Here is a 20657-nt window from a genome sequence, read left to right on the forward strand (position 1 = left end):
CTCGTGTGACGTGACCGCCCCCGGGGATGGGAGGCTGAGGCGCCCGTCCGGAGAGACCCTTCATGACCGCACACGTGCTCCGTCGCGTCGCCGGATACGAGACACGGTTCAACGCGCTCTTCGAGGAGTACTTCGACACGTTGGACATGCGCCTGGACGCGCCGTCCTTCAGCCGCTTCACTCCGGAGTGCCTGGCGCTGGTGCGCGATCTGGCCCTGCGCGGCGGCAAGCGGATGCGGGTGGTCCTGCTGCACGAGGCCGCCCGGCTGGTGTCCGATGAGCCGGCCGAGGGGCTCGACGCGGCGGCGCTGAGCATCGAGCTGCTACAGGCGCACGGTCTGATCCACGACGACCTCATCGACGACAGCCCCACGCGCCGGGGCGGTCCCTCCACGTACTACGCCTACCGTGACCGGTTCCCGGAGCATCCGCGGACGGCTCTGGGGCTGACCGTCCTCGCGGGCGATCTGGCGCTCGCCCTGTCACTTCAGGTCCTCCTCGACGCGAAGGCGCCCCTCGCCGTACGACAGGCCATGGTCGAGACGCAGACACGGGCGGCGACCGACACGTTCCTGGGGCAGATCGCCGATCTGGAGAGGGACTTCACCGCGGCCCCGGCCGAAGACGTCCTGCACGCCGTCGCCGACCACAAGTCCGCCCGCTACTCGATCCTCGCGCCCATGCAGCTCGGGCTGCTGGCGGCGGGCGAGCAGCCCGCGCTCTTCGCACGGGAACTGCGCGCCTACGCCCGGCTGGTGGGGATCTGCGGGCAGATGCGCGACGACTACCTGGACCTGTTCGGGGACGCCGCCGTGCTGGGCAAGCCGACCGGCGGCGATCTGCGCGACGGCAAGCGGAGCTACACGGTGAGCACCCTGCTGTCCACCGTGAACGGCCCCGAGCGCGCCGTGGTGGAGGCCGCGCTGGGCGACCGGTCCTGCACACCCCGGACGGTCACCGCGGTGCGGGAGATCGCCGAGAGCAGCGGTGCGGCGGACCGGATGCGCGCGGACATGCGACGGCACGCCGAAGAGGCCCGGGCGCTCGCCACCGGGTGGCGGGCGCGGTGGCGGGACGAGGCGGTCGAGTTCTTCGAGCTCCTTCCGCTGTGGAGCGTGGACCGGGCCAAGTGACCGGGTGACGCCCGCGGTTCGGGTTCACACGCGCTGCCCCGCTGATGCGGAGGCCGCGCGGTCGAGGAACTCCGCGACCAGGGCGGCGAACTCGTCCGGCGCGGCGAGCCGCACGCCGAGGGACTCGGCCTTGGCGCGCTTGGCGCCGGCGCCCTCCCCGGCCACGACCAGGGTCGTCCGCTTCGACACACTGGAGGACGCGCGGCCGCCGGCCCGTTCGATGAGCTCGTTCATCTCGTTGCGGCTGAGCTTCTCCAGGGCGCCGGTCATCGCGCCGGTGACGACCACGGTCATCCCGGCCAGCGGTCCGCCGCCGGCCCCGCCGGTCGCGCCTTCGCCGCCCGTGGTGGCCTTGCCGGCGCCGGTCGCCTCCGTCTCGTCGTCGGCGCTCCGGGCGTCGTCGTCCGCGGCGGGGACAGCCGGGACGGGCGGGACGGCGCCGGGCTCGGTCATGTTCACCCCGGCCGCCGCCAACTTGTCGATGAGCGGGGCGAGTTCGGCGAGCTCGGCGACGATCGAGGGGGCCTTCTCCGCGCCGATGCCGTCGACCTGCCGGATCGCCTCGGCGTCCGCGGCCCGCAGGTGGTCCATGTCGGCGAAGTGGCGGGCGATCCGGCGGGACATGGAGCGGCCCGTGCCGCGCAGGCCGAGGGCGCAGAGCACTCGGGACAGCGGCTGCGCCTTCGCCGCGGCGAGCGCCGCGAGCAGCTTGTCGGTGCTCGTCTCCCCCATGCGCTCCAGACCGAGCAGTTGCTCCCGGGTGAGGGTGAACAGGTCGGCGAGGTCGGCGACCAGCGCGGTCTCGACCAGCTGGACGACACGCGTGTGGCCGAGGCCTTCGATGTCGAGCTGGTCGCGTCCGGCGGCGTAGGAGAGGGCGGCGACGAGGTGGCAGTTGCGGCCGCTCTCGCAGCGCCAGCGCTGTTCGCGGGTGTCGATGCCCGATCCGCAGCGCGGGCACGCCTCGGGGAAGACGATGGGCTGTTCCTCGCCGGTGCGCAGGTGGGCCACGGGCGCCTCCACGCGCGGGATGACGTCGCCCGCCCGGTGGACCATGACCCGGTCCCCCAGCCTCAGGTCGCGGCGGGTGATGTCGGCCGGGTTGTGGAGGGTCGCGTAGGTGATGGTCGACCCGTCGATCTCCACCGGTTCGAGGACGGCCCGGGGAGCGATGACGCCGGTGCGGCCCACGTTCCACTCCACCGCCAGCAGCCGGGTGATCTTCTCCACGGCGGGCAGCTTGAAGGCGATCGCCCAGCGCGGGGCTCGCGAACCCGATCCCGCGAGGCGCTGGTCCGCGGCGAGGTCCGCCTTGACCACGATCCCGTCGATCCCGAAGGGCAGCGACGGGCGCAGCGCCGCGATCTCCGACACGCGCTCCAGGACCGCCTCGACCGTGTCCGCGGTGACGCCGGGCACGGCGGTGGCGGCCGTGGTGTTCACCCCGTACGCGGCGGCCCGGCCCATCAGATCGCTGTGCGCGCACGCGCGCAGGGTGTCGGCCAGCGCGGGCTCGGTGTCGGCCAGCGGCAGCAGACCGTAGCCGAAGAACGTCATGGGCACGGTGTAGGCGCGTTCCTTCGCGCGCAGGGTGCCGGCCGCGGCGTTGCGCGGGTTCGCGAACGGCGTGCCGCCGTGCGCGGTGCGCACCTCGTTGGCGTGTTCGAACTGGCCGGTCGTCATCAGGACCTCACCGCGCACCTCCAGCGTGACGGGCTGCGTCAGCTCGGCGGGCAGGCCCTCGATCGTTCCGATCGCGTGCGAGACGTCCTCCCCGGCCGTCCCGTCGCCCCGGGTGACCAGCCGCGTCAGACGGCCGCGGGTGTAGCGGGCCGCGATCGCCAGGCCGTCCAGCTTCGGCTCCACGCTGTACCGCTCGGGGTCCCTGCCCAGGCGGCGGGCCAGCGAGGCCGTCCAGGCCGTGAACTCCTCGGGCGAGAAGACGTTGTCCAGGCTCAGCATCGCGACCGTGTGCGGGACGTCGCCCTCCACGGCGCCGCCGGCCACCTTGCCGGTCGGCGAGCCGGCCAGCACCTGGTCCGGGTGCTCGGCCTCCCAGCCCGCGATGGCGCGCACGAGACGGTCGTAGGAGTCGTCGTCCAGCGTCGACGTGCCGGCCTCGTAGTAGGCGGCCGAAGCCCGCACGGCGTCCTCGACCGCCTGCGCGTAGGCGACGGCGTCGGCGATCACTGCAACTGGTGTCGTCATGACCGACATCCTGCCCGCGACCACTGACAACGGCCCTCGTCGCGCGGGTTGTCGGCGCCGGCGCGGGCCGCACGGGGCGGTCCCGCCGCGATCGCCTATCTTGGCGCGTATGCAGTCCTACACGATCGGCCAGGCCGCACGGCTCCTGGGCGTCAGTCCCGACACGGCACGACGGTGGGCCGACGCGGGCCGGGTGGCCACCCACCGGGACGAGAGCGGACGCCGCCTCATCGACGGCAGGGACCTGGCCGCCTTCTCCGTCGAACTCGCCGCGAGCGGCGCCGCCGGGGAGGAGGTCTCGTACACCTCGGTGCGCAACGCCTTCCCCGGGATCGTGACGGCCGTGAAGCTCGGCGACGTCGCGGCCCAGGTCGAGATCCAGGCCGGGCCGCACCGGCTGGTGTCGCTGCTGACGCGGGAGGCGGTCGAGGAGCTGGGGCTCGAGGTGGGGGTGGAGGCCACCGCACGGGTCAAGTCCACGAACGTGCACGTCGACCGGACCTGATCGTCTCGACGGCACCCGATCACTTCGACCGGGCCCGATCATGTCGACCGACCCCCTCGCCGTGCGAACGCACATGCCATGCGTCCTGATCCTCGGGCTGGCTTGTGCGAAGCGACTGGTGCCTTACCCCTCGCAGCTGCGGCATTATCATCGGAGCACGCACACCTGCCTGCCTGCCGATCGGCTCGGCGCCGGCGCCGCCGAGCGCCGGTCGAGGTGTGATGTCCGAGAAGGACCGATGAGGGAGTGGACCCCAGATGATCCGTACCGCGCGCCGGACCCGCCGGACCCTGCGGGCAGCCGGTGCAGGGGCCGCGGCCCTGCTGGCCCTCAGCGCCTGCTCGTCGTCCGACGACTCTTCCACGTCGTCGGACTCCTCGGCGTCCGCCTCCGCGGACGGCAAGCTGTCCGGCACGGTCACCGTGTTCGCCGCGGCCTCCCTGAAGGAGAGCTTCACGACCCTGGGCCGGCAGTTCGAGAAGGCCCACCCGGGCACGAAGGTCACCTTCAGCTTCGGCGGCAGCGACTCCCTCGCCGCGAGCATCACCGGCGGCGCGCCGGCGGACGTGTTCGCCTCGGCCAGCCCCAAGACGATGAAGATCGTCACCGACGCCGGGGACGCCGCCGGGACGCCCGCCGACTTCGTCCGCAACCAGCTGGAGATCGCCACCCTGCCGGGCAACCCCCACAAGATCGACTCCCTCGCGGACCTCACCGAGTCGGGGCTGAAGGTCGTCCTGTGCGACAAGACGGTGCCCTGCGGCGCCGCCGCGCAGAAGGCGCTCGACGCCGCCGAGCTCACGGTCGAGCCGGTCTCCTACGAGCAGGACGTGAAGGCCGCGCTGACGAAGGTCGAGCTGAAGGAGGCCGACGCGGCCGTCGTCTACAAGACCGATGTGCACGCGGCGGATGGCAAGGTGGAGGGCGTGGAGTTCCCCGAGTCGGCCAAGGCCGTCAACGCGTACCCGATCGTCCGGCTCAAGGGCGCCGACAACACCGACGCCGCCGACGCGTTCATCGCGCTGGTGCGGTCCGCCGAGGGCCGGAAGGTCCTGGCGGAGGCCGGGTTCCTCCAGCCGTGACGCCCGTCGACGAGCCGACGACCGAGCGTGCGGCCGGCGCCCCGCACGGGGGCGGGACGCGCCGGCGCTTCCGCAGGGGCGGCGGCGCGCCGCTGCCCCTGCTGGTGCCCGCGCTGCTCGGCCTGGCGTTCCTGGTCGTGCCGCTCGTCGCCCTGCTCGTACGCGCCCCGTGGCGCCATCTGCCCGCACAGCTGACCAGCGCCGAGGTGTGGCAGGCCCTGCGGTTGTCGCTCGTCTGCGCCACGGCGGCGACCGCGGTGAGTCTGGTCCTCGGCGTGCCGCTGGCCTGGCTGCTCGCACGGGTCGAGTTCCCCGGGCGCGGACTTGTGCGGGCCCTCGTCACCCTGCCGCTCGTGCTGCCGCCGGTCGTCGGCGGCGTGGCCCTGCTGCTGGCGCTCGGCCGCAACGGCGTCGTGGGCCGGTGGCTCGACTCCTGGTTCGGGATCACGCTGCCCTTCACCACCGCCGGGGTCGTGGTCGCCGAGGCGTTCGTGGCGATGCCCTTCCTCGTCATCAGCGTCGAGGGCACGCTGCGCGCCGCCGACCCGCGCTACGAGGAGGCCGCGGCCACCCTCGGGGCGTCCCGCTTCACCGCGTTCCGCCGCGTCACCCTCCCCCTCGTCGCACCGGGCATCGCGGCCGGCGCGGTCCTGGCGTGGGCGCGGGCGCTCGGGGAGTTCGGCGCCACGATCACGTTCGCGGGCAACTTCCCGGGCCGCACCCAGACGATGCCGCTGGCCGTGTACCTGGCCCTCCAGAGCGATCCGGAGGCGGCCGTGGCGCTCAGCCTGGTCCTGCTGGCCGTGTCCGTGGCGGTGCTGGCCGGTCTGCGCGACCGGTGGATGACGACCGGCGGATGAAGGACCTCGGGTGACGACCGGTGGACGGGGCGGGCGGGAGACGACCGGTGGGCGACGACGGGGTGGAGCCGGTGGGCGGCGAGGACGGGGTGAGGAGGACACATGGACGACCGTGACCGAAGGGCGGTGGCCGGCCGCAAGGCCGCTCCCGCGGCCGAGGCCGTGGCGGCGGTCGGGGCCGCGGTGACCGCCGAGGCCGTGGACGAGGGGCTCGACGCCCGTCTCGTCGTCGAACGCGGGGCTTTCCGCCTCGACGTGAGGCTGCGCGTCGCCCCCGGCGAGGTGGTCGCGCTGCTCGGCCCGAACGGCGCCGGGAAGACCACGGCGCTGCGGGCCCTCGCCGGACTGACCGGGCTCACGGGCGGCCGTCTGCTGCTGGACGGCGCCGCGCTGGACGGCCTGCCGCCGGAGGCCCGCCCGGTCGGCGTGGTCTTCCAGGACTACCTGCTCTTCCCGCACCTGAGCGCCCTGGACAACGTGGCCTTCGGGCCGCGCTGCCAGGGCGTGTCCAAGGCGCGGGCCCGGGCCCGCGCCGCCGAGTGGCTGCTCCGGCTGGGCCTGGCGGACCACGCCGGGACCAAGCCGCGCAGGCTGTCCGGGGGCCAGGCCCAGCGCGTCGCCCTGGCCCGCGCGCTGGCCACCCGCCCCCGGCTTCTCCTGCTCGACGAGCCCCTCGCGGCGCTCGACGCCCGCACGCGGCTGGAGGTGCGCGCCCAACTCCGCCGTCACCTGGCCGAGTTCGAGGCCGTCGCCGTGCTGGTCACCCACGATCCACTGGACGCGATGGTGCTCGCCGACCGTCTCGTCGTCGTCGAGGACGGGCGGGTGGTCCAGGAGGGCGCCCCTTCCGACATCGCCCGCCACCCGCGCTCGGACTACATCGCGCGGCTCGTCGGGCTGAACCTCTACCGGGGCGAGTCCGACGGGCATGTCGTGCGCCTGGACGCCGGCCCGTCCCTCACCACCACGGAGGTGCTGACGGGCCCGGTCTTCGTCGCGTTCCCGCCGAGCGCGGTGACGCTCCACCGGGACCGCCCGACCGGGACCAGCGCCCGCAACCTGTGGCGCTGCGAGGTCGCGGGGCTGGAGACCCACCGCGACCAGATCCGCGCCGACCTCTCAGGGGAGCTCCCGCTCGCCGCGGACCTGACGACGGCGGCCGCCGCCGAACTCGACCTGCATCCGGGCGCCGAGGTCTGGGCCGCGGTGAAGGCCACCCAGACCCACGCCTACCCGGTCTGAGCGGGTTCGGCCTCCGCCCGCCGCGTCCCGGGCCCGGCTCACGTCCACGAGCCGCTGCTCCTTCTCGAGTGCTCAAGCCATCGAGTTCTCGACTTATCGAGTTATCGAGTTCTCCAGACGAGACCGCACCTCGCCGCCCGATCATTGTTCTACTATGACGCTAACAACTCAACCAGCCGGCGGGAAGGTCTCATGAAGCGTTCCGTCCGCGGCCCCGCCCTGGCCGCACTCCCCTTCGTCGTGGCCCTGGCCGCCCACGCGGCCCTGTTCGCGATGACGCGCCATCAGCTGCCCGACCCCATGGCGACCCACTTCCGGCTCGACGGGCAGGCGGACGGGTTCACGGGGCGCGGCGCCTTCATGGCCACCAGCACGTCACTGCTCGCCGGTCTCGCCGTCCTCATGGCCGTCCTCGTCGCCCGCGTGAGCGCCCGGAGCGGGTGGCTCCTCGTGACGGGGTACGCGGTCGCCGGGCTGATGGGCTCGCTCTTCGTCTCGGTGCAGCTGGTCAACCACGGTGCGCACGGGGATGCTTCCGGCGCCCGGCTCTCCCCCTGGCACCTGGCCGTCGCCGTCGGGGTGGCGGCGGCGTGCGCCGGGGCGGGGCTCGCGGCCGCCCGGCTTCTCCCCTCCGGTGGTCCGGACGCCGCCTCGGACCCGGCGCGCCCAGGTCTCGCCGACGGCGAACTCGACGCCGGAGAACTCGCGGCCTGGGCGCGGGCCACCGGATCCCGGCCGCTCGGCGCACTGGGCCTGGTGCTGACCGCCGCGGCCCTGGCCCTGGCCCCGTTCACCGGTCCGCTCGCCGCCGTCCCGCTGCTCCTGGGCGGCCTGCCCTGTCTCTGCTTCGCGCGGCTGTACGTCACCGTGGACCGTCAGGGGCTGACCGTGGCCCCGGGCCGGCTGCCCTGGCCCCGGATACGGCTGCCGCTGGAGTCGCTGACCGGCGCCTCGCACCGGCAGGTGGACGCCCTGGGCGACTTCGGCGGCTGGGGGTACCGGGTCCGCGCCGGCGGTTCGGGGGTCATCCTTCGCTCCGGCCCGACGCTCGTCGTACGCCGTGCGGGCGGGCGCGAGTTCGCCGTCACGGTCGACGACCCGGCCACCGCGGCCGCTCTGCTCAACGCCCTGATCGCCCGGCGGGAGGCGCACTGACGTGCTGATCCGCGTCGACCCCGGCTCGAACGTGCCCCTGGGCGCCCAGATCGCCGCGCGCGTGCGGCGGGCCGTCGCCGAGGGGGAGATCGCCCCCGGTGAGCGGCTGCCGCCCGCCCGCGCGCTCGCCGAATCGCTCGGCGTCAACCTGCACACCGTGTTGCGCGGCTACCAGGAGCTGCGCGACGAAGGACTGATCGAGCTGCGGCGCGGGCGCGGGGCGATGGTGCTCGCGGGGACCCCGGCCCGCGCCCGTCTGCTGGAGCACGTGCGGTCACTCGTGTCCCAGGCGCACGCCCTCGGGCTCTCCGAGGACGAGGTGGTCGCCCTGGTGCGCGACGGTCTCAGATCCGGCGGGACCTGACGCCCGCCGGGGCCGCAGCCCCCGGGCTCTCACCCGTATTCCGTCGCCGCGTCCAGGAGCCACTCCGTCAGATACCCGGCGAAGGACGAGCGGACGAGCACCCAGAAACCGGCGCCGGGGTCGTCCCGGGCCACCAGGACGACCTGGGTGCGGGCCAGCGTCGTCTGGGCGCAGCGTCCGGCGCCGAAGGCGTACGGGTGGAGGTCCAGCGCGCAGCCGTGGGCCAGCAGATCGCGGGCGCGGGGGCCGGACACGAGCAGGGTGGTGCGCTGGGCGGACACGTCCGTGACGGACACGTGCCCCTCGCCGCCCCCGGCGCCGATCCGGTGTTCCAGGTCGCGCCCGCTGCCGGCCGGTCCCACGACGAGCCATTCGTCCGGGCCGAGCCACAGCACGCGCGCCGCTCCGGCGCGTACGACGGTGTTCGGTTCGAGGGCCAGCGGGGCGCCCAGGGCCAGGCCGACGCCGTCCGCCGCCGCGCCCTTGGCGTCGAGACGGACGTCGATCTGGGCCAGGAAGGGGAGTTCGGCCAGCCGGACCTGGCCGCGCGAGCCGCGGGTGGCGGCGGCCAGACGGCCGGCGTACCGGGCCAGGGGGCTGCGCGGCGCGGTGCGCGGCGCGCTGCTGAGGACGGTGTCAGCCATCGCGGCGGGCTCCCTCGGGGTCGTAGAGGACGGGGCTCGCGACCGTCACCGGGACGAGCCGGTCGCCCACGGGGGCGTACAGCCGCTCGCCGATGCGCTCGCGGCCGCCCTTGACGAGGGCCAGGGCGAAGGTCCGGCCGAGGGCGGCGCTGCGGTAGCTGGAGGTGACGTGGCCGAGCATCGGCACGGGCGGGGCGGGCAGCACGCTGTCGGCCACCAGGTGCGTGCCCTCGGGGAGGAACGTGCCCGGGTCCTCGGGAAGGAGGCCCACCAGCTGCTTGCGGTCGGGGCGGACGGTGTCGGCACGGCTGAAGGAGCGTTTGCCGAGGAAGTCGGGCTTCTTCTTCGACACCGCCCAGCCCATCCCGAGGTCCTGGGGGGTGACGGTGCCGTCGGTGTCCTGGCCGATGATGGGGTAGCCCTTCTCGGCGCGCAGGACGTGCATGGTCTCGGTGCCGTAGGGGGTGATGCCGTAGGGGGCGCCCGCCTCGTACAGGGCGTCCCAGAGGGTCTGCGCCTCCCAGGGCGACACGTTGATCTCGTAGGCGAGTTCGCCGGAGAAGCTGATCCGGCACACGCGGGCGTCGACTCCGGCGACGGTCGTGTCGCGCCAGGCCATGAAGGGGAAGTCGTCCTGGGCGACGGCCAGTCGGGGGGCGAGGGCGCCGAGGACCTCGCGCGAACGCGGGCCGGCCAGGGCGACGGTCGCCCACTGCTCGGTGACCGAGGTGCAGTGCACCCGCAGGTCGGGCCACTCCGTCTGGAGCCACTCCTCCATCCAGTCCAGCACGGCGGCCGCGTTGCCCGTGGTGGTGGTGACCAGGAAGCGGTCCTCGTCGAGGCGGATGACGGTGCCGTCGTCGAAGACCATGCCGTCCAGGCGGCACATCACGCCGTAGCGGATCATGCCGACCTTCAGCGTGCTCATCATGTTGGTGTAGAGCAGGTCGAGGAAGGCGGCGGCGTCCGGTCCCCGCACGTCGATCTTGCCGAGGGTGGAGGCGTCCATGAAGCCCACGCCCTCGCGGGTCGCGGCGCACTCCCGCCGCACCGCGGCCGCCATGTCCTCGCCGTCGCGCGGGTAGTACCAGGGGCGCTTCCACTGGCCCACGTTCTCGAAGAGGGCGCCGTGCGCCACGTGCCACTCGTGCAGGGCCGTGGTGCGCACGGGGTCGTGGAGCGCGCCGCGGTCGCGTCCGGCGAGGGCGGCGAAGGAGACCGGGGTGTAGGGGGGACGGTAGGTGGTCGTGCCGAGGGCGCGGATGTCCACGCCGAGCAGTTCGGCGACGACGCCGCTCGCCAGGACCCCGGAGGTCTTGCCCTGGTCGCCCGCGGTGCCGGCCGTGGTGTAGCGCTTGGTGTGCTCGACGGAGCGCATGCCGGCCCCGGTGGCGCGGGTCAGGTCGTCGACGGTGACGTCGCGCTGGAGGTCGACGAAGCGGGGGGCGCCGTCGCGGCCGGGGACGGTGAAGACCTGCTGGGGCGGCGTCGTCCGCGGCGCGGCGCTCACCTCCGGCAGCGCGGGCGGGTCCGGGGTGTAGCCCTCGGCCTCCAGGGCGCGGGCGCCGGCCGCCGCGCCCTGCGCCAGGACCTCGGCGAGGTCGAACACGCCGTTCGCGGCGCCCGCGGCCTCCACCGCCTGGCGGCAGCCGTCGGGCACGAACGCGCCGATCGCCTCGTCGTGCCGGAGTCTGCCGCCCGCCTGGCTGTACAGGTGGGCCACGGGGTTCCAGCCGCCCGAGACCAGCAGCAGGTCGGCGGTGAACTCCCGCCGCCGGGCCTCCTGTTCGACGTCGGCGGCCCGCCGCCCGTCGCCCGGTCCGGTCGGCCCGCCGTAGGGCGCCACGGTCACCGAGGTGAGGCGCGGGGCGCCGTCCGTGGCGGTCACGGCATGACCGGCGAGCACCTCGATGCCCGCCTGCCGGACCCGGTCCGCCCACTCACCGGGCTCGGGGCGGGTGTCGACGACGGCCACGACGTCCGTGCCGGCCCGGGCCAGGTCCAGTGCGGCGGCGTACGCGCTGTCGTTGGTGGTGAACACGACGGCCCGACGGCCCGGCAGCACGCCGTAACGGTGGACGTAGGCGCGGGCGGAGGCGGCGAGCATCACGCCGGGGCGGTCGTTGTCGGCGAAGGCCAGGGAGCGTTCGTGGGCGCCGGTGGCCAGGACGACCCGGCGGGCGCGGATGCGCCAGACGCGTTCGCGCGAGACCCGGGCCGGGGCCTGCGCGCCGAGATGGCCGGTGCGCCGCTCGACGGCCAGGAGGTGGTTGTCGTCGTAGTGGCCGAAGACGGTGGTGCGACGCAGGACGCGCACCTCGGGGGCCGCGTCGAGCCGTGCGGCCGTCGCGTCGGCCCAACCGGGGAGTTCGCCCGTGCCGAGCAGGCTGCCGCCCGGCTCCGGCCGCTCGTCGGCCAGGATGACGCGGGCCCCGCTGCGGGCGGCCGTCGCCGCTGCGGCGAGGCCGGCCGGGCCCGCGCCGACCACCAGCAGGTCGCAATGGGCGTGCACGGCGTCGTAGCGGGCGGGGTCGGGTTCGGCGGCCAGGCGGCCCTGGCCGGGGAGGCTGGTGGCGACCAGGCCGTCGTGGAGTTCGACGGTGGTCGCCGGGAGCATCGGCTCGGGGAAGGGGGCCTCGATCTGGACGACGGCGTTGGGCTCCTCGACGCCGGCGGAGAAGACGCCCCGGGGGCGGCCGTACTTGATGCTGGTGCCCGTCTGGACGACGCCGCCCGCGAGAAGGGCGGAGGCGAGGGTGTCGCCCCGGAAGCCCCGGTGCTCGACGCCGTCGAAGACGAAGGTGACGGGGTCGCTCCGGTCGATCCGCCCCCCGGCGGGCAGGCGGTACGGCTGGGACCCGTCCGAAGCGAGGGGCGCGGCCGAGGGCTCCGGGCGCCCGCTCGCCGCCGCGGGGGCCTCCTCGTCCGCGAGGGCCGGTCGCGCCGACCGTGCCGGGCGGGCCGGACGCCGGGGTCGCGGGGGCGGGTCGGCCGGGCGCGGGCCGGCGGTCTCGGGGCGCTCCTCCCCCGCCCGGTACACCGCCAGGATCTCGTTCGTCGACGTGTCGCGTACCGCGTTGAACCAGCGGCGGCAGCCCGCCGCGTGGCTCCAGCGCTCGGCGAACGGGCCCTTGGGGTTGTCGCGGAAGAACAGGTAGCGGGCCCACTCCTCGTCGGTCAGCTCCGCGGGGGCGTCCGGGTAGGGCACGTGGGCCTGGCCGCCGTAGTGGAACTCGGCCTCGTCGCGGGGCCCGCACCACGGGCAGGGGATGAGCAGCATGGTTCGGCTCCCTAGTGGGCCACCGCGGCCGCGCCGTGCTCGTCGACGAGCGCGCCGGTGGTGAAACGGTCGAGCGAGAAGGGGGCGTTGAGGGGGTGGGGGGCGTCGTGCGCGATCGTGTGGGCGAGGACCGAGCCGACGCCCGGGGTGGCCTTGAAACCGCCCGTGCCCCAGCCGCAGTTGAGGTACAGGTTCTCGACGGGGCTGAGCCCGACGATCGGCGAGGCGTCCGGGCTGACGTCGACGATGCCGCCCCAGGTGCGCAGGACATGGGCGCGGGCGAACACCGGGAAGAGCTCCAGGGCGGCCGCCATCTGCTCCTCGATGATGTGGAACGCACCGCGCTGGGTGTAGGAGTTGTAGGCGTCGATGCCCGCGCCCATCACCAGTTCGCCCTTGTGCGCCTGGCTGACGTACACGTGGACCGCGTTGGACATCACCACCGTGGGGTGGACGGGTTCCAGCAGTTCGGACACCAGCGCCTGCAACGGGTGGCTCTGCAAGGGGAGTTCGAAGCCTGCCATGGCCGCGAGCACGGAGGTGTGGCCGGCCGAGCAGAGCGCCACCCTGCCCGCCGCGATCGGACCGAGGGTGGTCTGGACGCCGACCACCCGGCCGCCGACCACGTCCACCCCGGTGACCTCGCAGTTCTGGATGATGTCGACGCCGGCGGCGTCGGCGGAGCGGGCCAGGCCCCACGCCACGTGGTCGTGCTTGGCGATGCCGGCGCGGGGCTGGTAGGTGCCGCCGAGGACCGGGTAGCGCACGGCGGGCGAGGTGTTGACGATGGGGCAGACCTCCCGCACCCCCTCGGCGTCGAGCCAGTGCGCGTCGACGCCGTTCAGGCGGTTGGCCTCGACGCGGCGGACGCTGTCGCGGACGTCCTGGAGGCTGTGGGCGAGGTTCAGCACGCCGCGCTGGGAGAACAGGATGGGGTAGTCGAGTTCGTCCGCCAGGCCCTCCCAGAGCGCGAGGGCGTGCTCGTAGATGCCGGCGCTCTCGTCCCACAGGTAGTTGGAGCGGATGATCGTGGTGTTGCGGGCCATGTTGCCGCCCGCGAGCCACCCCTTCTCCAGCACCGCCACGTCGGTGATGCCGTGGTTCTGGGCCAGGTAGTGGGCGGTGGCCAGGCCGTGTCCGCCGCCGCCCACCACGATGACGTCGTAGCTGCGCCGGGGCTCGGGGGTGCGCCACAGCCAGTCGGGGTGTTCGGGCAGTTCGGCGCCGGGGGTGCGGGGGCTCATCGGGCGGCTCCGGCTTCTGCTGCGGCGGGCGGCCGGTGGTGCGGCCGGGCGCGCGGGGTGGTGCGGGCCTCGCAAGTCCGGTCCGCGGCGGGCGTGTTCAGCGCGTGCATACGGCGTTCGGGTTCCTCTCGGCGGCCTCTGCGACGGGGGGACGGGACAGGGCGCGGGGCGGGAGCGGCGCTCTCGTGGCGCGCGGCCCGGGGCGGCGCTCAGCCACGGAGCCGGGACATCGTCGGGTCGAACAGCGGTTCCTCGGCGACGACCGCCTCGACGCGCCGGTCGAAGTAGCCGATGTGCAGGGCGGTGCCCGCGGCGGCGAGTCCGGCGGGGAGCCAGGCGTAGGCGATGCCCTTGCCGATCGTGTGGCCGTAGGCCGCGCTGGTGACGTAGCCGACGGCGCGCTCGCCGTCGTACACCGGTTCCTTGCCCATGACCACCGAGCCCGGGTCGTCGATGGTGAGGCAGGTCAGTTTGCGCCGCACGTCGGCCCTGCGGCGCTCCAGGGCGGCCTTTCCGATGAAGTCGCCCTTGTCGAGCCTGACGGCGAAGCCGACGCCGGCCTCGTAGGGGTCGTGCTCGTAGGTCATGTCGGCGCCGAAGGAGCGGTAGCCCTTCTCCAGTCGGAGACTGTTGAAGGCGCCCCGTCCGGCGAGGATCCCGCCGAGCGGCTCGGCCGCGCGCCACAGCGTGTCCCACAGCTTCCCGCCCTGGTCGGCGGTGGTGTAGAGCTCCCAGCCGAGTTCGCCCACGTAGGACAGCCGCATGGCGGTCACGGGCACCGAGCCGACGTAGGCGCGTTTGGCGCGGAAGTACTTCAGGCCGGCGTCGGAGAAGTCGTCGTCGGTCAGGGGCTGGAGCACCTTGCGCGCGAGCGGCCCCCACAGGCCGATGCAGCAGGTGCCGGGGGTGATGTCGCGCACCTGGACCGAGCCGTCGGCCGGGAGGTGGCGGGTGAACCAGTCCAGGTCCAGGTTGCCGTTGGCGCCGACCTGGAAGAGGTCGCGGGCCAGGCGGGCGACGGTGATGTCGCTGCGGATGCCGCCGTCGTGGTCGAGGAGCAGGGTGTAGGTCACCGAGCCGACGGACTTGGCGACCTTGCCGGTGACGAGCCGCTCCAGGAAGGCGGCGGCGCCCGGTCCGGCGACCTCCAGCCGCTTGAGGGCCGTCATGTCGTACATCGCGACGGTCTCCCGGGTGACCTGCGCCTCGGCCGCCACGACGGGCGACCAGAAGCGCGCCGCCCAGTCGCCGGGCAGGGCGAGGGAACGGCCCTCCACGAGAGGGGCGTTGGCCTCGTACCACTGGGGGCGCTCCCAGCCGCCCGCCTCCAGGAAGACGGCGCCGTGCTCCTGCTGGCGGGCGTAGAAGGGGCTGGTGCGGATCGGGCGCGGGTCGCCGGAGGGCTGGAGGGGGTGGAGGATGTCGTAGACCTCGACGAAGTTGCGGCAGTCGCGGGTCAGGACGTACTCCGGGGAGAGCTGGTGCGGCTCGAAGCGGTTGACGTCGCACTCGTGCAGGTCGAACGACGAGCAGAAGCCGTCGACGAGCCATTCGGCCATCGCCCGCCCGACGCCCGCCGAGTGGGTCACCCACACGGCCTCGGCGACCCAGAAGCCCTTGACGTCGGACGACTCGCCCAGGAGCGGGAAGTTGTCGGTGGTGAACGAGAACAGCCCGTTGATGCCCTCCTCGATCTTCGCCTCCCTCGTGGCGGGGAGCAGCGCCCGGGTCTCGGCCCAGGCGTCCGCGAAGTCGTCCTCGGTGAACTCCTGGACCGACGGCATGCCGTCGGCCTCGTCGACGGAGAGGATGTCGTCGGCGGTGACGGGCATGGGGCGGTGGCCGTAGTAGCCGATGCCGATGCCGTCGAAGCGGTCGCGGTAGTAGAGGTCGCCGTCCTGGTGGCGCAGGATCGGGCGGACCGCCTCCTCCCGCTGGCCGGCCAGTGCCGGGAGCGGGCCGGTCCAGGCGAGCTGGTGGGCGAGCGGGGTGAGCGGCAGGTTCATGCCGACCATGCGGGCGATCTTCGGTCCCCAGATCCCGGCGCAGCACACGACGATGTCGGCGGGGATCTCGCCCTGGTCGGTGAGGACGCCGGTCACCTCGCCGTCCGCCTGCCGGACGTCGAGCACCTCGTGGCGGGCCAGGAAGGTCACGCCGCGCTCGGTGGCCCGGCGGATCTGGGCCTCGACGGCGAGGACGGCCTTGGCGAGGCCGTCGGTGGGCACGAGGAGGCCGCCGAGGACCCGCTCGCGGTCGACGAGCGGGTGCCGTGCCACGCACTCGTCGGCGGTGAGCAGCCGCCCCTCGACGCCCCAGGCGGTGATCCAGCCGTGACGGCGGTGCAGTTCGGCGAGGCGCTCGGGGGTCGTGGCGATCTCCAGCCCGCCGACCTGGAGGAAGCAGGGTTCGCCGTCGACGTCGAGGGAGGAGAGCTTCTCGACCGTGTAGCGGGCCAGCTCGGTCATGGTCTTGGAGGAGTTCGTCTGGAAGACCAGGCCCGGGGCGTGCGACGAGGAGCCCCCGGTGGCGGGGAGCGGGCCCTGGTCGACCACGGTCACTTCGGTCCAGCCTCGTGCGGAGATCTCGTCGGCGAGGGCCGCTCCCACGACGCCCGCTCCGATGATCACCACTCGGGGTCCCGCCATCGCCGCACCTCCGAATCGACCGGCCCAGCCGGTGAAGTTGCTGTCTGCGCAACATGCTTCAGGTTGCGCAACTCAATGTGCCCGTCGCGGGGAGGGGGTGTCAAGGGGTCCGTGACGTCGGGGAACGGGCCGGTGCGCGGCCTCCCGGGCGGGCCCGGACACGACGATGCCCGGCCGTCCGGGAACGGGGGGAACGGGGGCTACTTGAGCCAGGCGTCCACCTTGGCGCGGTTGGCGTCGACCCACTTCTTCGCCGCGGCGTCGGGGGTCATCTTGTCGACCGCGATGTACTTGGCCACGACGTTCTGGTCGTCGTTCGTCCAGTGGAACTTCTTCACCAGGTCGTAGGCGGGACTGCCGGACTTGGCGAACTTCGCGCTGACGATCTTGTCCAGGTCGTACACGGGGTAGTCGCAGGCGATCTTCGCCGGGTCGGCGTCACAACCCGCCTTGTAGGCGGGCAGGTTCACCTTCACCAGCGGCACCTCCGACAGGAACCACTGCGGCTCGTAGAAGTAGCCGATCACCCATTCCTTGTTCTTCTCCGCCTTGCGGTAGGCCTGGATGAGCGCCGTCTCGCTGCCCGCGTACACCACCTTGAAATCGAGCTTCAGGTTCTTCACCAGGGCCTCGTCGTTGGTGACGTACGACGGGTCGCCGTCCAGCAGCTGGCCCTTGCCTCCCGACTCGGAGGTCTTGAAGTTCGCCGCGTACTTGTTCAGGCTCTTGTAGTCGGTGATGTCCGGGTGGGCCTTCGCGAGCCACGGCGGCACGTACCAGCCGATGATGCCCTTGTTGCCGGTCGGACCGGCCGAAAGGGCCGTCTTCTGCCCGTCGATGTACTTCTTCCTCAGGTCGTCGTGCCCCCAGTTCTCCAGGACGGCGTCCACCTCGCCCGTCCCGAACCCCTGCCAGGCGATCTCCTCCTTGAGGTCCTTCTTGGTGACCTTGCAGCCGAGGTCGTGCTGGGCCACGTACGCGACGACCGCCGCGTCCGCCTCGTAGCCCACCCACGGGTTCACGGCGAGGTTGAAGGCCCCGCACTTGCCGGAGCCGCTCGAACCGTCCGCACCCGCGGACTCGCTCCCGACCTTCGCCCCTCCGCACGCGGTGAGGGTGAGGCCGAGGACAGCCAGGCCGGCAGCGCCGGCTCGCCAGTGTCTTGCCATGGTGTCGTGCTCCTTAAGCGCTCGCGCGGCGCGCGGCTGCCTGAGTGATCCGGTCGAACATGACTCCGAGCAGTACGATGGCGAGCCCCGCAGCGAGCCCCTTGCCGTACAGCTCTCCCTGCGAGAACCCGGCGACGACGTCGTAGCCGAGGGCGCCGGCCCCCACCAGACCGCCCACCACCACCATCGACAGGACGTAGATCAGACCCTGGTTGGTGGCGAGCGTCAGGGCGCCGCGTGCCATCGGCAGCTGGACCTTGGTGATGATCTGCCAGGTGGTGCACCCGGCGGCGGTGGCCGCCTCCACGGTGGTCTCGGGCACGGCCCGCACACCATCCGCGATGATCTTGATGGCGACCGGCGCCGCGTACACGACGGCGGCGACGATCGCCGTGAAGCGCGTCGCGCCGAACAGCGCGAGGAACGGCACCAGATAGACGAACGGCGGCATGACCTGCGCCGCGTCCAGGCTGGGCCGCAGCATCCGGTCCACGAGCGGGCCGCGCCCCATCCACACGCCGAAGACGACGCCCAGCGCCATCACCAGCACCGTCGCCACGAGGGTCGAGGCCAGCGTCGTCATGGCGTCCGACCACAGCCCCGTGCCGACCAGCAGGCCCGCGCACACGATCGTGGTGATCCCGGCCCGCGGGCCGCCGAGCACCACGCCGAGCGCGATCAGCACCGCGCCCACGAGCCACCACGGCGAGTCGGTGAGCAGCGACTGGAAAGGGTTGAGCAGACCGTTGGTGAGGGCGTCCCGGAAAGCGTTGGTGAGGCCCGACAGGTTGTCCTGGGCCCAGGTCGTCACGTCGTCCGCCGTCCTCGCGATGCTGCTGCCCGCGCCGCCGTCGCCGGGGAACTCCGCCGCCCACAGATAGGTGTGCGACAGGTAGACCAGGACGGCCGTGACGGCCGCGCCCGCGCCCAGCAGCGGCCGCCGCCAGGCGAGGAAACGGCTCCTGGAACGCCGGGCCGCCTCGGCCCGGGCGCTGGCAGCCGTCGTGACGCGGTCCAGGACGATCGCCATCACGACGATGGCCAGGCCCGCGTTGAAAGCCGTGCCGACGTCGAGCGACTGCAAGGCCTGCACGACCGTCTTGCCGAGCCCGGGCGCGTCGATCAGGGCGGCGATGGTCACCATGGCGAGGGCCGCCATGATCGACTGGTTGACGCCCATCACCACGGTCCGCTTCGACATCGGCAGCAGCACCTTCACCAGCGCCTGCCGGCGCGTCGCGCCCAGCGACTCGGCCGCCTCGGCGGTGGTCTCCGGCACGGAGCGGATGGCGTGCGCGGTGATGCGGATCGCCGGCGGCGCCGCGTAGATCACGGTGGCGATCGTGGCGGAGGCGCCGCCGATGAGGAAGAACAGGGTCAGCGGGGCCAGGTAGACGAAGGTCGGCATCGTCTGCATGAGGTCCAGCAGCGGCGTCACGACCCGGTTGAACCGGTCGGACAGGCCCGCCCACACGCCCAGCGGGATCGCGATCAGCAGCGCCACCAGCACGGCGGAGAGGGTGAGGGCCAGGGTGTCCATGCTCTCCTGCCACAGCCCCTGGAGCCCGAAGAAGGTGAACCCGGCGACCGCCAGCAGCGCCACCCGCCAGTTGCCCACGGCCCACGAGACGTAGCCGGCGATGCCGACGACGCCGAGCCAGCCGATCTGCGGGACGGGGCGGCCGGCGGAGGGCTGGGAGATCAGGTCCTGCACGAAGCTGACGAGATGGCCGATGACCAGCCGGATCTCGTTGAAGAAGTACAGGAAGAGCGGGTTGGAGTCGCGGTGCGCGCCGATGGAGTCGTTGACGTCGTTGAACCAGCGGTGCAGGCCGGTGAGATCGGCCGCGGCCAGGGACAGGGTCTGCTTCCCGCGCAGCACGGCGAAGAGCACCAGCCAGCCGACCAGGATCGCGGCCACGGCCGCGGACCGGCCGAGCCGGCGCCGCCCGGTGGGGGGTCCGGGGCGCGGTGGGGCGACGGCGGGGTCCGTCGTCTCGGGCTTCTCCACGGCGACGGTCATCACATGCCGCCTTCCCGTCCGGCGACCACCGCGAGGATCTCCTCGTCTCCGACGATGCCGAGCAGCCGGCCGTTCTCGACGACCTTGACCGGTCTGTCGGCCGCCAGCACCGCGCGGGTGGCCTCGCGCACCACGACGTCCGGGCCCAGTTCGGGGCCGTCGAGGGCGTCGCCGTCCGCGGGCGGGCGCATGATCCACCGCAGGGTCAGGACGTCGCCGCGCGGCACGTCCCGGACGAACTCGCGGACGTAGTCGTCGGCCGGCGCGCCCACCAGTTCGTCGCCGGTGCCGCACTGGACGGTCCTGCCGTCGCGCATGATGAGGATGCGGTCGCCCAGTTTCAGGGCCTCGGACAGGTCGTGGGTGATGAACACCATGGTCTTGCCGACCTCGTGGTGCAGCCGGATGACCTCGTTCTGCATGTCGCGGCGGATCAGCGGGTCGAGCGCCGAGAAGGGTTCGTCGAAGAAGAGGACGTCCGGGTCGCCGGCCAGCGCGCGGGCGAGGCCGACACGCTGCTGCATGCCGCCGGAGAGCTGGTCGGGGTAGGAGTTCTCGTAGCCGGCGAGGCCGACGAGCTCGACGACCTCCTGCGCCCGCGCGGTGCGCTCCGCGCGGCTCATGCCGCGGATCTCCAGGCCGAAGGCCACGTTGTCCACCACGCGGCGGTGCGGCAGCAGCCCGAAGTGCTGGAAGACCATGGAGAACTTGCGGCGGCGCAGCTCGCGCAGCCGCTTCGCGTCCGCCCCGCGGATGTCGCCGCCCTCGAAGACGACCTCGCCGGAGGTGGGCTCGATCAGCCGGGTCAGGCAGCGCACCAGGGTGGACTTGCCGGAGCCGGACAGCCCCATCACGACGAACACCTCGCCGGGCGCCACGTCGAACGTGACGTCCCGTACGGCCGCGGTGCAGCCGGTGCGCTCCATCAGCTCGCGGCGGCCGAGTCCGCACAGCTCCTCGGAGCCCGGCACCCGGTCGGCCTTCGGTCCGAACACCTTCCACAGGTTGCGCACGGAGACGACCGGAGTGCCGTCGGCGTCCTCGGGCGTGCCGCGTCGCTGCGGCGCCTCGGTCTGTGTGGGGGTCACGATCGACCTCAT

General features: G+C 73.4%; 15 protein-coding genes. 7 read left to right on the plus strand and 8 right to left on the minus strand.

Annotated features, from left to right (window positions below; all coding sequences use genetic code 11):
• Window positions 1-62 precede the first annotated feature (62 nt).
• Window positions 63-1133, plus strand: coding sequence for a polyprenyl synthetase family protein (locus KMS84_RS02385; protein WP_256914312.1), 1071 nt, complete (start codon window positions 63-65; stop codon window positions 1131-1133).
• 24 nt (window positions 1134-1157) lie between these two features.
• Here KMS84_RS02385 and ligA read toward each other — a convergent pair whose 3' ends face one another.
• Complete coding sequence (gene ligA / locus KMS84_RS02390) at window positions 1158-3341, minus strand: NAD-dependent DNA ligase LigA (RefSeq protein WP_256914313.1); 2184 nt, start codon at window positions 3339-3341, stop codon at window positions 1158-1160.
• A 109-nt stretch (window positions 3342-3450) separates the two neighbouring features.
• On the opposite strand from ligA, the gene KMS84_RS02395 reads away from it, so the two are divergent.
• The 6 genes from KMS84_RS02395 (at window position 3451) to KMS84_RS02420 (ending at window position 8549) form a co-directional block, all read left to right on the plus strand.
• On the plus strand, window positions 3451-3846 hold the full coding sequence (locus KMS84_RS02395) for a TOBE domain-containing protein (RefSeq protein ID WP_256914314.1): 396 nt from the start codon (window positions 3451-3453) through the stop codon (window positions 3844-3846).
• A 257-nt stretch (window positions 3847-4103) separates the two neighbouring features.
• Window positions 4104-4928, plus strand: coding sequence for a molybdate ABC transporter substrate-binding protein (gene modA / locus KMS84_RS02400; protein WP_256914315.1), 825 nt, complete (start codon window positions 4104-4106; stop codon window positions 4926-4928).
• Entirely contained in the window at window positions 4925-5788 is an 864-nt protein-coding gene (locus tag KMS84_RS02405; protein WP_256914316.1) for an ABC transporter permease, read from the plus strand. The genes modA and KMS84_RS02405 overlap by 4 nt, the downstream gene beginning before the upstream one ends.
• A gap of 102 nt (window positions 5789-5890) precedes the next feature.
• Window positions 5891-7030 (plus strand): ABC transporter ATP-binding protein, encoded by a 1140-nt coding sequence (locus tag KMS84_RS02410; protein ID WP_256914317.1) that lies wholly within the window; start codon window positions 5891-5893, stop codon window positions 7028-7030.
• Window positions 7031-7222: 192 nt separating this feature from the next.
• Window positions 7223-8185, plus strand: coding sequence for a DUF1648 domain-containing protein (locus KMS84_RS02415; RefSeq protein ID WP_256914318.1), 963 nt, complete (start codon window positions 7223-7225; stop codon window positions 8183-8185).
• Window position 8186: 1 nt separating this feature from the next.
• A complete protein-coding gene (locus KMS84_RS02420) occupies window positions 8187-8549 on the plus strand; it encodes a GntR family transcriptional regulator (protein WP_256914319.1) in 363 nt (120 codons plus the stop codon).
• Window positions 8550-8578: 29 nt separating this feature from the next.
• Here KMS84_RS02420 and KMS84_RS02425 read toward each other — a convergent pair whose 3' ends face one another.
• The 7 genes from KMS84_RS02425 to KMS84_RS02455 form a co-directional block, all read right to left on the minus strand.
• The gene (locus KMS84_RS02425; protein ID WP_256914320.1) at window positions 8579-9193 is read right to left on the minus strand and encodes a sarcosine oxidase subunit gamma; all 615 of its coding nucleotides are present in this window, start codon (window positions 9191-9193) and stop codon (window positions 8579-8581) included.
• Entirely contained in the window at window positions 9186-12473 is a 3288-nt protein-coding gene (locus tag KMS84_RS02430) for a sarcosine oxidase subunit alpha family protein (protein ID WP_256914321.1), read from the minus strand. Before KMS84_RS02430 ends, KMS84_RS02425 begins: the two co-directional genes overlap by 8 nt.
• Before the next feature lie 11 nt (window positions 12474-12484).
• Window positions 12485-13717, minus strand: coding sequence for a sarcosine oxidase subunit beta family protein (locus tag KMS84_RS02435; protein ID WP_256914322.1), 1233 nt, complete (start codon window positions 13715-13717; stop codon window positions 12485-12487).
• Between the two features lie 209 nt (window positions 13718-13926).
• Window positions 13927-16365 carry a GcvT family protein gene (locus KMS84_RS02440; RefSeq protein ID WP_256914323.1) on the minus strand — a complete coding sequence of 813 codons (2439 nt, stop codon included), beginning with the start codon at window positions 16363-16365 and terminating at the stop codon, window positions 13927-13929.
• A 200-nt stretch (window positions 16366-16565) separates the two neighbouring features.
• A complete protein-coding gene (locus KMS84_RS02445; protein WP_256914324.1) occupies window positions 16566-17534 on the minus strand; it encodes an ABC transporter substrate-binding protein in 969 nt (322 codons plus the stop codon).
• A gap of 13 nt (window positions 17535-17547) precedes the next feature.
• Window positions 17548-19557, minus strand: a complete 2010-nt coding sequence (locus KMS84_RS02450) for an ABC transporter permease (RefSeq protein ID WP_256914325.1) — start codon at window positions 19555-19557, stop codon at window positions 17548-17550.
• Complete coding sequence (locus KMS84_RS02455) at window positions 19557-20645, minus strand: quaternary amine ABC transporter ATP-binding protein (protein ID WP_256914326.1); 1089 nt, start codon at window positions 20643-20645, stop codon at window positions 19557-19559. Before KMS84_RS02455 ends, KMS84_RS02450 begins: the two co-directional genes overlap by 1 nt.
• Between the last annotated feature and the right edge of the window lie 12 nt (window positions 20646-20657).

The organism is Streptomyces hilarionis, assembly GCF_024539675.1.
GTDB lineage: Bacteria > Actinomycetota > Actinomycetes > Streptomycetales > Streptomycetaceae > Streptomyces > Streptomyces hilarionis.